This window comes from Glaciimonas sp. OK215 (genome assembly GCF_057787885.1).
Genome location: NZ_CM173544.1, coordinates 817399 through 830904, shown reverse-complemented (window position 1 = coordinate 830904; position 13506 = coordinate 817399). Strand labels below are relative to the sequence as shown.

The 13506-nt window shown below is 56.3% G+C and carries 12 protein-coding genes; 8 read left to right on the top strand and 4 right to left on the bottom strand.

All coding sequences use genetic code 11. The annotated features are described in order from the left end of the window. Nucleotides 1-47: 47 nt before the first annotated feature. On the top strand, nt 48-1424 hold the full coding sequence (locus AC3CHX_RS03755) for an L-serine ammonia-lyase (protein WP_488642764.1): 1377 nt from the start codon (nt 48-50) through the stop codon (nt 1422-1424). 35 nt (nt 1425-1459) lie between these two features. Here AC3CHX_RS03755 and AC3CHX_RS03750 read toward each other — a convergent pair whose 3' ends face one another. Together AC3CHX_RS03750 and AC3CHX_RS03745 are read right to left on the bottom strand one after the other, a co-directional pair. Further along, nucleotides 1460-2620, bottom strand: a complete 1161-nt coding sequence (locus AC3CHX_RS03750) for a M20 aminoacylase family protein (RefSeq protein ID WP_488642763.1) — start codon at nt 2618-2620, stop codon at nt 1460-1462. Between the two features lie 203 nt (nt 2621-2823). After that, entirely contained in the window at nt 2824-3579 is a 756-nt protein-coding gene (locus AC3CHX_RS03745; protein WP_488642762.1) for a M20/M25/M40 family metallo-hydrolase, read from the bottom strand. A gap of 218 nt (nt 3580-3797) precedes the next feature. Between AC3CHX_RS03745 and AC3CHX_RS03740 the strand changes: the two genes are divergently transcribed. From AC3CHX_RS03740 to AC3CHX_RS03720, 5 genes are all read left to right on the top strand, one after another. Further along, nucleotides 3798-5000 carry an MFS transporter gene (locus tag AC3CHX_RS03740; RefSeq protein WP_488642761.1) on the top strand — a complete coding sequence of 401 codons (1203 nt, stop codon included), beginning with the start codon at nt 3798-3800 and terminating at the stop codon, nt 4998-5000. 819 nt (nt 5001-5819) lie between these two features. Continuing rightward, nucleotides 5820-6275 (top strand): methyltransferase family protein, encoded by a 456-nt coding sequence (locus AC3CHX_RS03735; protein ID WP_488642760.1) that lies wholly within the window; start codon nt 5820-5822, stop codon nt 6273-6275. 263 nt (nt 6276-6538) lie between these two features. Then, nucleotides 6539-8134, top strand: coding sequence for an ATP-binding response regulator (locus tag AC3CHX_RS03730; RefSeq protein ID WP_488642759.1), 1596 nt, complete (start codon nt 6539-6541; stop codon nt 8132-8134). A 15-nt stretch (nt 8135-8149) separates the two neighbouring features. Beyond that, entirely contained in the window at nt 8150-9337 is a 1188-nt protein-coding gene (locus AC3CHX_RS03725) for an adenylate/guanylate cyclase domain-containing protein (protein WP_488642758.1), read from the top strand. A gap of 72 nt (nt 9338-9409) precedes the next feature. After that, nucleotides 9410-10438 (top strand): patatin-like phospholipase family protein, encoded by a 1029-nt coding sequence (locus tag AC3CHX_RS03720; protein ID WP_488642757.1) that lies wholly within the window; start codon nt 9410-9412, stop codon nt 10436-10438. Between the two features lie 64 nt (nt 10439-10502). On the opposite strand, the gene AC3CHX_RS03715 is transcribed toward AC3CHX_RS03720, so the two are convergent. Continuing rightward, entirely contained in the window at nt 10503-11267 is a 765-nt protein-coding gene (locus AC3CHX_RS03715) for a 3',5'-cyclic-nucleotide phosphodiesterase (RefSeq protein WP_488642756.1), read from the bottom strand. 420 nt (nt 11268-11687) lie between these two features. Between AC3CHX_RS03715 and cspE the strand changes: the two genes are divergently transcribed. Together cspE and AC3CHX_RS03705 are read left to right on the top strand one after the other, a co-directional pair. After that, complete coding sequence (gene cspE, locus AC3CHX_RS03710) at nt 11688-11891, top strand: transcription antiterminator/RNA stability regulator CspE (protein ID WP_098492995.1); 204 nt, start codon at nt 11688-11690, stop codon at nt 11889-11891. 199 nt (nt 11892-12090) lie between these two features. Further along, on the top strand, nt 12091-12504 hold the full coding sequence (locus AC3CHX_RS03705; RefSeq protein ID WP_488642755.1) for a hypothetical protein: 414 nt from the start codon (nt 12091-12093) through the stop codon (nt 12502-12504). Between the two features lie 54 nt (nt 12505-12558). On the opposite strand, the gene AC3CHX_RS03700 is transcribed toward AC3CHX_RS03705, so the two are convergent. After that, nucleotides 12559-13422: an alpha/beta hydrolase gene (locus AC3CHX_RS03700; protein ID WP_488642754.1), complete on the bottom strand. Its 864-nt coding sequence runs from the start codon at nt 13420-13422 to the stop codon at nt 12559-12561. Nucleotides 13423-13506: the final 84 nt, after the last annotated feature.

Genomic DNA, 13506 nt, shown 5'->3' with positions numbered 1-13506 from the left:
ACCACTTCGCGAGGCGCGATGCGCCTCGTTGTTAAAAAGGGATTCCCATGGCAGTCAGTGTTTTCGACCTTTTCAAGATTGGGATTGGTCCTTCCAGTTCACACACCGTAGGGCCAATGCGTGCCGCCCTAATGTTTGCGCAATATCTGGATGAGCACGGCTTACTCGATGGCGTCTCGGAAGTGCGGGTGGCGCTATACGGGTCCCTGGGTGCGACAGGGAAGGGGCACGGCACTGACAAGGGCGTCATCTTTGGACTGATGGGCTACGCTCCGGATTCCATCGAACCCGACCACATCGAAACACTTCTTGCAGAACTGCGCGCGTCGGGTTCGCTTCGCTTGCTCCACACGCATCCAGTCCGGTTTGTAGAGAAGGAGCATATTGCTTTTCTGAGACGCGAGGTCATGCCGGAGCATCCGAATGGAATGAAATTTTATGCGGTCGATAAGAAAAACGTAAGTATTGTTGAAAAAGCCTACTTGTCTGTGGGCGGCGGCTTCGTCGTATCTTCTGGCGCCCCCAATTCGCAGATACTGCATTCCATCGATAGGCTTCCATTTCCATTTCACACGGGGGATGAACTATTGCAGATGTGTCGTGAATCCGGAATGACGATTGCACAGGTCATGTTGGAAAACGAGAAGGTATGGCGGAGCGAAGCCGCTGTCCGCGAGGAACTGTTGCGCATTTGGGGCGTCATGCAAGGCTGCGTTGAACGAGGGTGTAACGCATCGGGCGAACTACCCGGCCCATTGAAGGTGCGACGGCGCGCTCCAGAACTCCATGCTCAGCTAACCAGAAAGGGGGAGCGAGGGCTTTCAGACCCGCTTTCGGTCCTCGACTGGCTTAACCTGTATGCGATGGCGGTAAACGAGGAGAATGCCTGCGGCGGCCGGGTGGTCACAGCGCCGACGAACGGGGCAGCGGGCATCATTCCTGCGGTTCTCCACTATTACGACCGCTTCGTACCAGGCGCAAACGACGACGGAATCGTTGATTTTCTTCTCACCGCAGGCGCCGTCGGGATTCTATACAAGCTGAATGCGTCAATTTCCGGTGCCGAGGTTGGCTGCCAAGGCGAGGTCGGTGTTGCTTGCTCGATGGCGGCCGCAGGGCTTTGCGCGGTAATGGGAGGCAGTGTTGCCCAGGTTGAGAACGCGGCAGAAATTGGCATGGAACACAATCTAGGTCTCACATGCGACCCAGTGGGTGGATTGGTTCAGATTCCGTGCATCGAGCGCAATGCAATGGGGGCGGGCAAGGCCGTAAACGCCGCCAGGATGGCACTTCGCGGTGATGGGACGCACTATGTTTCGCTGGATTCGGTGATTAAAACCATGAAAGAAACCGGTGCGGATATGAAGACCAAATACAAGGAAACATCACGCGGAGGTCTCGCGGTTAACATCGTCGAGTGCTAGTCAATAGACGAGGGGGCAAGCCCCCTCTGTTCTACTTAGAGTTTTATCGGTGCGCAGACGGTTTCCACAAGATTTGACCAATAGCGCATTCCCACTATGAGTGTATCGTCGTTAAAATCGTAATGCGGATTATGGAGGGATGCACTAGGGACGTCACCGTCTACCCCCATCCAAATGTAAGCACCAGGCTTGGCCAGCAGCATGAACGCAAAATCTTCAGATGCCATTGATGGCGTGCAATCGTACCGTACATTTTCTGAACCGACTGTCCGCTTTGCGGCCTGTATTGCGATATCGGTTTCATTGTTCGTGTTGATAGTGGGCGGGTAGGCATAGTTGTATGTCACGGAGGCACGTCCGCCGTTCATTGAAGCCGTTGAGGTCGCGATGTCGCTGATAAATGCATGTATCTGCTTCTGAACTGCCTCTGAGAAGCAGCGGGCTGTGCCACGCAGGATAGCCTGTTCCGGAATGACGTTCCAGGCATCACCCCCATGGATTTGCGTCACTGTTACTACTGCCGGCTCCTGCGGAGAGAGCCTCCGACTGACAATGGTCTGCAGAGAAATGACTATCTGACTTGCAATGACCAGGGGGTCAATGCCCTTCTCGGGCATCGCTGCGTGCGCACCCTTTCCTTCAACAAGGATTTCAAAGGTATCAAACGCCGCCATCATCGGGCCATGATTGATAGCGAAGGAGCCAGCAGGCAGTCCTGGCCAGTTGTGCAGGCCATACACAGCGTCGCAGGGGAAGCGTTGGAAGAGTCCTTCCTCCACCATGACTTTGCCGCCGCCGAGCGCTTCCTCCGCTGGCTGGAAGATGAAGTGCACGGTGCCCGTCCAACTGCGGTTTGCGTTGAGGTAGAGCGCTGCGCCAAGCAGCATGGAAGCATGCCCGTCATGACCGCATGCGTGCATCTTCCCTTCGTGCCTGGACCTGTGCCCGAACGTATTTTCCTCATGGACCGGCAGCGCGTCCATGTCTGCTCGAAGACCGATGGAAGGGCCGTCGCCATTTCGTAGGACAGCTACCAAGCCCGTCCTGCCAATACCCTCGAATACTTCTATGCCATTGTCGCGCAGGGCTGTTGCTAATAGGCTGGCGGTCAAGTGCTCTTCGAACGCCGTCTCAGGCTTTTCATGCATCGCTCTGCGACAAGTGCGCATTAAATCGACAAGCTGTTCATCAGTCATGCTGGGTCTCCAATAGATTACTCAATGACCTGTGAATTTACCGTGTCGCATGCAGCACAACCAGCACATTGGGGCGCGACTCTTGTTCCGTTTTTGGCAACGCAGTGAAGGTAAGTGAGTGTGCGTTTTTCGGCCTGAATTGCGATATCGATTTTATGCTTAAGCACTCACCACTTACTGTTGCGGTTGATTCGCGATGCCGGTTAAAAGGGGCTACAAATACTTTTGAAATACTTCAGGTAAGCAACAGCCCGATTGCCCGTTCCCGTGTGACGTTTCGAGCATCGCCCCCATGGATTTGCGTAACTGTAACTATGACCAGTATCGCGCCGGCTCTCGCGGCGGGCGTCGGTGCTTGCCAATAGCCTGCTGACTATGACGACGGGGCCAATGCACTTCTCAGGCATTGCGGCATATGCCCCCTTTCCTTCAACATGGATTTCAAAGGTCTCAAACGCGAGTGGACTAGCTGGTAGTTCTGGCCAGTTGTGCAGGCCGTACACCGCGTCGCAGGGAAAGCGCTGGAAGAGTCCTTCTGCCTGCGTGCCCCTGTCGCCGCCGAGCAGTTCTTCCGCTGGCTTGAAGATGAAATGGACAGTACCCGTCCAACCACGGTTTGCGTTGAGGTAGAGCGCTGCGCCGAGCAGTATGGAGGCGTGTCCATCATGACGGTATGCGTCCTTCTCACCTCCGTTCCTGGTCCAGTTAGCGAACGTATTTTCTTCATGGACGGGCAACATATTCATGTCTGCTCGAAGACCAATGCTAGGGCCTTCACCATTTCGCAATACAGCTACCACGCCCGTCCTGCCAATTCCCTCGAATACTTGTATGCCATTGTCGCGCAGCGTCGTTGCCAATAGGCCGGCGGTCATGTGCTCTTCGAACGCCATCTCAGACGTTTCATGTATTGCTCGGCGACAGGTGCGCATTAAATCGACAAGCTGGTCATCAGTCATGCTGGGTCTCCAATAGATTATTCGACTACCTCTGAATTTAACGTTTCGCATGCGGTGCATCCAGCGCAATGGGGCATGACCCTTGTTCCATTTTGGGCAACGCAATGAATGCAAGCGACTGTTTTTAAAGAGGAATGGCGCAACATCGGAAACGGCGATTGATTGATTAAGGGATGGGCTGTGTGTAAGGTAAGAGCGCGTAGAAACCTAGGAAATTTATGAATTCGCGAACGATTTTGATTTTGACGACAACTATCCAGATAGCGACTTCGGTCGCAGCGACAGCAGTTCCTGCAATCTCGCCGCTGATGGCTAGTCAGCTCGCCGTGCCAACTTCATGGATTGGCCTCTACACGTCGTTGCTATACGGCGGAGCAGCCATTTCGGCTGTTTATTCCGGGGCCAACGTCCATCGGCTTGGTGGAATCCGAGTCAGTCGGGTAGCTCTAGTTCTATGTGCCGTTGGACTAGCCCTTATCGCGACATGTCGAATTCCTCTTGTAGCTGTCGGAGCAGTGCTTCTGGGACTGGGTTATGGCCCGATAACTCCTGCCAGTTCTTATATTCTTAGTAAAGTTACGCCACCGAAATACAGAAGTTTGATGTTTTCCATTAAACAGAGCGGCGTACCGGCTGGCGCCGCTCTTGCGGCGGTCACTTTTCCATTTGGTGCGATTTACTTGGGTTTACCGGCGACCTTCATACTTGGGTCTGTAGCCTGCGTTGCCATAGCACTTGTTACTTTCCGCTTCAGTAGCGACATCGATACCAGCTCGCACAATTCGAGTGGTTTAGAGAAGAACCCTCGCTCTTCCTTCAGATTGCTCGCGTCCGTCCCTCGCCTAAGGGCACTTGCCGCCGCAGCTTTTATTTTTGGAGGCCTGCAAGTTAGTCTGATAGCGATGTTGGTTCCCTTCCTTGATGAACAATGCAACATGAGCGTACCCAAAGCAGCGTCGATGCTAGCGCTATCGAGTGGTGTCGGGCTAGCCTTCCGGTTAGTCTGGGGATATGTAGTAGACCAAGGTATGCCGGCGATGAAGTTGCTCGGTTCGTTAGGAGTATTGGGCGCGACCGGTTTTCTCGTTTTAGCACTGTCAAACCAAGAAACTGCACCTTTGCTGGTTGCGCTTGCAGTCTGCATGCTTGGCGCTGCAGTTATTGCCTGGAACGGAGTCGCGCTCGCCGAAGTTGCCAAATCAGTCGAGTCGCATGATGTGGCTGTAGCGACGGGTGTCTGTTTACTGTCGAGTTTTTTGGGCGTCGTCACCGTTCCCTTGGCACTTTCTTTTGCGTTGAGTACTTCTGGCTCTTATCGTACCCCCTTCATCGCCGCATGCCTTTTGGCTGCCGCTATCGCGGTGTTCACCACGACAAGTGAACGCGAGGAAGCTATCTCCGAATCTGGAAGTGGCGCATAAACGACGGCTTGGCTTTCTACGAAAATGGGCGCGCGAAATAGTAAACATGATGACTCGTGACAGTCTTGTTTGAATGGTTAATTTCAAATCGGGACCTGGGTCCGCTGGTTGTGGCAGAGTGTCACTCGAGTGCTGGAATGCATGTTTGATGGCCCAACGCTCTTCCCGGCGCGCCTTCATATCAAAAAACACGAGAAGAACTCCAGTCAAAGCCATTCGCAGCCAATTCTCCGTAGCTAGCGACAATCCCAGAGCGCCGATGAGAACCGCGAGGTAGATGGGGGCTGCACGGTATTAATTGCGCCACTAATACACTCAGACTACGCGTTCGCCGAAGTAACCGAATTGAAGGCTGCCGGCGATGCGCTCAGCGACTTCCACGACCTCTTGCGCATCATCACCTTCTTAGATTTCGTTTACTGTGAGCCTAAAGAGGCCTAGCCACCGGACAAAGTGTTCCTTTTCTATCCCGTCCAGAGCCATGTGTTTGCCAAATACGTTGGCCTGAACGACGGTTTTACTTAGAAATTTAAATGTTTCTCCGGGAAAATCATTACAAATATCTCCCGTCGCCAGCGTATTCAGTATGTTGTAGACGCTGCCAGTACAATGCTTTGGCTAATCGCGACGGCAACATAAAATGATAAAAATCAACGCGGTGCCACAGCCAGTTGCGAATTTTGTGTTGGGCGCTCGCAGTGCAGATACCAGACGGCATGGCACCTGGTTGTCAGTCAATGAAATACAAGGGCATAATTGGCATTAAAATACCAATTAATATACGGACGCCAACGCCCGCATAAACACTGTTGGTGGGTCATGTTTACACGCGCGCTGCTTGCGTTTCTGTCGTTTCTGGCGTTGCCGGGCGTGGTCGCCATTGCCGTCCCGGTCACGTGGCTTTCGGTCAGTTCCCACACGAATCTCGTGCACCCATTCGGGTTGGTGCCTTTGGGTGTTGGCTTGTTCGCGCTGCTCTGGTGTGTCCGCGACTTCTGCGTCTGGGGCAATGGCACCCTTGCTCCGTGGGCGCCGCCAGCTCGTTTGGTAGTCGTTGGCCTGTATCGCTACACGCGAAACCCCATCTACATCGCCGTTATCCTCATGCTTCTGGGTTGGGCGGTTTCCTTCGCATTTCGGGGCCTCGTCGTCTACGCAATCGTTGTGGCGGTGGCGTTTCACCTTCGGGTCGTGTTGGTCGAGGAGCCTTGGTTGGCTCGCACGCACGGCGCGCGCTGGGCGCAGTATGCAAGCCGTGTTCCTCGCTGGTTCTAGCAGCTGGCATGCACAAAGTCACCGATAAACCAGCAGCGCTCCTTTTCGTCGAACGGAACGTTAGCCCTACGGATTACACGCTGGCCGCAGCTTGACGTGTCCTGTATCACGGCACACACTATGCTGTGCAAGATCCGGTGATGGATGAGCGGGATAAGCGGTACCGTTTACGGGGGTTGGTGGAACCGGACGTCGGGTGCACCTCCCAAAGCGTGGGCGCGGTGCCTAAAAAGGTGTATTTACGCTTATTCAGGTAGCCGAACATGCGAAAACAACATACCAAACCCCCGGGAAAATCGCCTTCTGCCGAGGGTGAAATAGATGACGGCGAACGACGCTTCAGATCGCTTGCCGATGCGATTCCCCAAATGGTGTGGACAGTCGAGCCGGATGGTCGCCAGGAGTACCGCAACCAACGGTGGCTTACCTATACCGGACTCACGGTGGAGCAAAGCCGTGCGGACGATTGGTGGCGTCGAGTATTCCACCCGGATGATTTGCAATCTGTGATCGATCGCTGGACGTGCGCATTAGAGAACGGCGACGCTTATGAAATTGAATACCGCATGAAAAGAGCCGCCGATGGCGTCTATCGATGGCATCTTGGCCGCGCATTACCGGTGAAAGACGCTAATGGACATATCGTCAGATGGGTTGGAACCAGCACCGACATCGAGGACCAGAAGCAGTTGCAGGCCGCAGCCGAAAGAGCCAACCGCGCGAAATCGGATTTCCTTTCCGGCATGAGCCATGAGCTGCGCAGCCCGTTGAATGCGATCCTCGGTTTCGCCCAACTGATGGCGTCCGACTCCCCGCCGCCGACGCCCGCCCAGCAGGCCAGCATCGACCAGATTCTCCGGGCCGGATGGCATTTGCTGACGCTCATCAATGAAATCCTAGATCTCGCGAAGATCGAGTCCGGACAGGTGTCGCTGTCGCAGGAACCGGTGTCGCTGGCCGAAGTCATGCTCGAATGCCAGGGCATGATCGAACCGCAGGCGCAACAGCGGGGCCTTCGCATAACCTTTCCCCAGTTCTACGTCCCTTGCTTCGTCCATGGCGATCGGACCCGGATCAAGCAGATTCTCATCAACCTGCTGTCCAACGCGATCAAATACAACCGCGAGCAGGGAACGGTCGACGTCACATGCACTGCGAGCACCCCAGACCGCATGCGCGTCAACGTCAGGGACGCCGGCGCGGGATTGCCGCCGGACAAGCTGGCGCAGCTGTTCCAGCCGTTCAATCGTCTCGGACAAGAAGCCGGCACCGAGGAAGGCACCGGCATCGGCCTCGTGGTGGCCAAGCGACTGGTCGAGCTCATGGGGGGCGCCATCGGCGCAGAAAGCAGCGTCGGAGCGGGTAGCGTGTTCTGGTTCGAACTGCTCGCTGTGGCCGCACCACAAGTCGCCGCTGGCGGCGCCGCACCCGCCGCAGTTGCCAAAGCGCAAGTCCAGAACGGCGCAGCGCAGCACACCCTGCTGTATGTCGAGGACAATCCGGCCAACCTGGCACTGGTCGAGCAACTCATCGCGCGCCACACCGAGATGCGCCTGCTGACCGCGGTGAACGGGCAGCTCGGCATCGCGCTGGCGCGCAGCGCGCAGCCGGAGGTGATCGTGATGGACATCAATCTGCCGGATATCAACGGCACCGACGCCCTGAAAATCCTGCGCCACGACCCGGCCACGGCGCACATCCCCGTTATTGCCCTGAGTGCAAATGCCATGCCGCGCGACATCGAGAAAGGCATGCAGGCAGGCTTCTTCCGCTATGTCACCAAGCCAATCAAGCTCGATGCGTTCATGGATGCGCTGAACGTGGCCCTGGAATTCGCGCAGGTTAACCAGCGCCAATGAGGCGGGACGCACACCATGATCAGCTCATCCGACATACTTGACGCCAGCGTCCTGGTCGTTGACGATATGGAAGCCAATGTCCTGCTGCTTGAGCGGATGCTGCAGGGCGCCGGTTATGCCGCCGTCACATCCACGATGGATCCGTACGCGGTCTGCGAGCTTCACCGCAAAAACCGCTACGACCTGATCCTGCTCGATCTGCAGATGCCCGGCATGGATGGATTCGAGGTGATGGAAGGCTTGAAGGAAATCGAAACGGATGGCTATCTTCCGGTCCTCGTGATCACCGCCCAGCCGGGTCACAAGCTGCGCGCGTTGCAAGCCGGCGCGAAGGATTTCGTCAGCAAGCCGTTTGATCTGGCCGAGGTGCTGACGCGCGTCTACAACATGCTGGAAGTGCGCCTGTTGCACAAGGAGTCGCTGAATAACAGCAAAATGCTGGCGCAGGCGCTGCAGGAAGCGGTGGCAAGCCGTGACCTGATCCGTCGCCAGAGTGACGAAATCAAGCGCCTGTACGACAAAATCGTGACAGAGCAAAAGGTGTCGGAGCGGCTGCTGCTCAACCTGCTGCCCTCGCCAATTGCCGAGCGCCTGAAGGCGCGCCCCGACCTCAGCGCCGATGGCATCCCGGAAGCCATCGCCGACCGCTTCCCGGAGGTGACGGTGCTGTTCGCGGACATCGTCGAATTCACCAGGGTGTCGGCGGGCATGAGCGCCGAACGACTGGTGGCCATGCTGAACGAAATCTTCACCGACTTTGACAGCATTGCCGACCACCGTGGCCTGGAGAAGATCAAGACCATTGGCGATGCCTACATGGCGGCCGCAGGACTGCCCGTCCCGGCAGCAGATCACGCGGCACGGGCGGCGCACATGGCGCTGGACATGCTGGACGCGCTGGACCGCTTCAATCAGCGCAACGGCTATCGCCTGCAGCTGCGCATCGGCATCAACAGCGGCGCGGTGGTGGCCGGCGTCATCGGCAAGCGCAAGTTCATCTACGACCTGTGGGGTGATGCGGTGAACACCGCCAGCCGGATGGAATCCCACGGCGTTGCCGGCCGCGTGCAGGTGACGGAGGCGACCCGGCGGCGGCTGGGTGAGCCGTTCCTGTTCGAGGAGCGCGGCATCATCAAGGCCAAGGGGATGGGTGAACTGCATACCTGGTTCCTGGCCGGCAGGCGCAGTGCATTACCCGAATGATCGCCGGGCATTGCCGCAATGCAACGGGCGGGTGCAATCGGGCGTGACTGGACCCAACACTGAGGAGGTTTGATGGCTACGAAGCACAAAAAACGGCGGATCGCGCTCGCACTGCAAGGCGGCGGCATGCACGGCGCGTTCGCCTGGGGCGTGCTCGACCGGCTGCTGGAGGACGGCCGGCTTGAAATTGAAGGCATCAGCGCGACCAGCGCAGGTGCGATGAACGCCGCAGTGCTGGCCTACGGGCTGCTAAAGGGGGATGCCGACAACGCGCGCCAGGCGCTGCACGAGTTCTGGCGTGCTGTTGCACAATCGGCGGAGAGCTACAACCCGTTCCGCCAGATACCATGGTTGAAAGGAACCCATACCTTCGGACTGGACCACTCGCCCCTGTACCTGATGGCGGATATCATGCTGCGCATCCTGTCCCCGTACCAATTCAATCCCCACAACATGAATCCGCTGCGCAAGATACTCGAGCAACATGTCGATTTCGCCGCGTTGCGCCTGCATTGCCCGATCCAACTTTATCTCTGTGCCACCAATGTCGAGACCAGCAAGATACGCATCTTTTCGGGTCAGGACATGTGTATCGAGGCGGTGCTTGCTTCGGCCTGCCTGCCGACCCTGTTCCAGGCGGTAGAGATCAACGGCGAACATTACTGGGACGGCGGCTATGTCGGCAACCCGGCCATTTTCCCGCTGATCTACAACTGCAGCACACACGATGTGGTGATTATCCACATCAATCCGATCGTGCGCCGCGGCGTACCGACCACGGCGGCCGAGATCCTCAACCGCATCAACGAAGTGAGCTTCAATTCGTCACTGATGCGCGAGATGCGCGCCATCGCCTTCGTCACCACGCTGATCCAGCAAGGCAAGATCGAGCGCGGCGAGATGAAGGAGATGTTGATCCACTCGATTCGGTCCGACCAGACCATGGCTGCGCTCGGGGTGTCGAGCAAGTACAACGCCGACTGGGATTTCCTGTGCTCGTTGCGTGACAAGGGACGGATCGAAGCCGAGGCCTGGCTCGAGGAAAACTACCGCCACATCGGCCAGCGCTCGAGCATTGATATCGCCAAGGAATTTCTTTAAGAAATGGTGATTGGATGAGGCCGAATGTGCAGTTTTCCAGTCGCGCAGCCGGATGAAGCGCTTTTTAAAATTCAAATACCTGCCCATGTTCGAGCAGTCTCGGCTGATAGGCACTGACGGCTGCGGCAACTTCCGACATGGTGAGCGCCATATCGCCTGGCTTCAGATGGGTGATGAAGATTTCCGCAGGAAGGCGCAACTTCCTGATTTCCTTGGCAAGCAAGCTGGGACACAGGTGCTTGGAGGCCATTGCGATCGCGTAGTCGCGGTTGCAAAATGCGGTCTCGATGATCAGATAACGCAGATTGCCGATGCCGTTGACGACTTTCCACAAGGCATCGTTGGGGCCGGTATCGCCCGTGAATACTAAGCTCGCGACGCCACTATCCAGGCAGTACCCCACGGCCGGCACCAGGTGATTGGCGCAGAGCGCGGTAATTTTTCGTCCGGCCAGCGTCACGGTCTCGCCCCGGTTTATCTCGCGATACTGCAGATAGGGTGCCTCAGGCAGAGGCAGCATGGTGAAGTCAGGCCAGATGCAATCATTGAAAACGTGGGCACGCAAGGCATCGAGCGTCTCTCTGGTAGCGTACACCGTCAACGGTGTTTTACGCCTGTAGCCGACGGTATCGACCAGCAAAGGAATGCTGCAAATATGGTCCAGATGCGAGTGGGTGACGAAGACATGGTCGACCCGCACCATTTCGTCGAGGGTAAGATCACCGACGCCAGTACCGGCATCGATGAGCACGTCGTCGTCGAGCAGCATGGCGGTTGTGCGCAGGTTAGCGCCGATGCCGCCGCTACACCCCAGAATTCTCAGTTTCATATAAATGATATCTAAAATGCCGCCAGATAAAAAAGGCTACAGCATCTATCCCGGGTGCAACGCCGGCACCCGCTTGGAACACGTGATACCACACCATACCATCTTCCCACGCATTCGCTACAGCCGCCGCCGCGACGGACCGGATAGTTGAGGCGGGCCATGGGTCGCCAAATCGCGTTGGCCGGAATTATCCGAGGTGATCTGGCAGGCGAACAGCGCTCCATAGGAATTGAGGTCGAGCCAGGTTTCCCATTACTCCGCCACCGTAAAAAAAGTAACCTTTATTGCAATACTGCGCGCTATACTTAACCCAACACGTTTCGAGATTAAGTCTCGGCGGAACTCGAGCGTGCGGCAGTGGGCGGGCAATGCCTTGCTTACCGACTACGTTCGTATCATTCAATTTTTGAAAGACTCATTATGGCAACCGGTACAGTAAAGTGGTTTAACGACTCCAAGGGTTTCGGATTTATCACACCAGACGACGGCGGCGAGGATTTGTTCGCCCACTTCTCCGCCATCACAATGGACGGCTTCAAGACCTTGAAAGAGGGGCAAAAAGTTCAGTTCGACGTTACGCAAGGCCCTAAGGGCAAGCAGGCTTCGAACATCAAAGCGCCTTAACGCCCGATCTTAACCCCCAGCGCTGCGCCAAAAGTTGCTTGAGCTGGTCGGTTAATGTGTTGTTGACGTTCGCGCAGAAAAAAGCCCGCAGCGTAAGCCGGTGCGGGCCTTACCGTGCGTTTCGTTCGATTAGTTGCGCGACCCCGTTACAATCCGGCGTAACATCTGCGTTCATTCAGCTATACCGAAAGAAGCCATCATGTCGCCAATCAAGCCCTACACGATTCAACTCACACCCGTCGAACTCAACGCGACTTCCTATGACAAATACCGGTCGTTTGGAGGATATGATGAAGCCAAGAAGGCCTACACACCTTTGCGGTTTGGAGAAATATCCGACGAGCTTGAGGGTTCCGGCATGCAAGTCAATTACGCGCTGGACTCCATCACACTGGCAATGGAAGCCGGCGTTTTCAAGGACAGCGACACATTCATCGCCAAGGCATTTGCGACGACAGAAGATGCTGCAGAATTCGTTGAAGCGCTACGGGACCACGAATACTACTGGCTCAACGAACGGCATTTTCACGCATTTTCACATGCGCTTAACTGTGACGAGTCGCAAATGCGTACCTACCCGGAAATTGCGGATTTGATCGCAAGCGAAATTTAAGAGTCGCGTCAATATCAGCAATCGACACCGCAAGACTGTACTTCCAACCACAGCCTAAAGCGTACCGGCGACGTCATTTTTGGTCACTTCGTTGAATTTATCCGTCAGGAAGGCGGCGATACGCTCCTGGGTTGCTTCGAGATACGGGATGTTGCTATGGTCGGAGCCAACGATGGTTTCGTCCTGTGGCGTCGCCGTCAATTTGGCCACCAGCAAGTCGGTGTGCGAGCCGGGTACCACGTCGTCGGAGGCTGCGCGAATGATGAAGGTCGGCGCGGAAAACAAAGACGCATGCTTCACTGAATCGAAGCGATGCTTGAGAACGAAACCCGGTACGGACGGAAAACGGCGCTTTGCCAATGCCAGCAGCGAGTCATAAGGCGTAATCAATACCACGGCCGCGACCGGCCGGCTAACCGCTACCTGCACTGCGACGCCCGACCCAAGACTGCGCCCGACCACGGCGATTTGTCCGGCAATGATATGGCGGTGCTCGACCAACCAGTCGAAAAGCATGTGAGCGTCTTCTATCATATGACGCTCCCCCGGAATCCCCTCCGAGTCCCCATAGCCTCGATAGTTAATGGCAAGAACAGTCATATGGGGGAACATGCGCCACGCATCGCGCGCCACCCAGGAGACTTCCTCCGAGCGACCGCCGAAATACACGACGGCTGGATGGGGGCCGGGCGCGCGCGGCGTCAACAACCATCCTGAAAGTCGGGTGCCATCGGCGCTGCGCAACACGACAGGTCGGGTCCGATGCCCGATGCTACGGGGACGCTCGACTTCTTTGGCGCGCACCGGATTGAAAATCAGCTTGCGTTGGCCTACGGCAACTGCGGTGGTAAAAGCCAGCCATGCGAGGGCGACGAGGCCGCCCATGCCAGTCATTTTTTTGTATTTGATGCGTTTCATAAGCATATGCAATTGTACTGAGCTCTTGCATATGCTGTGACCAATCATTCGTCACGAATTGTAACGGTTGAATTTGCTTGCCGC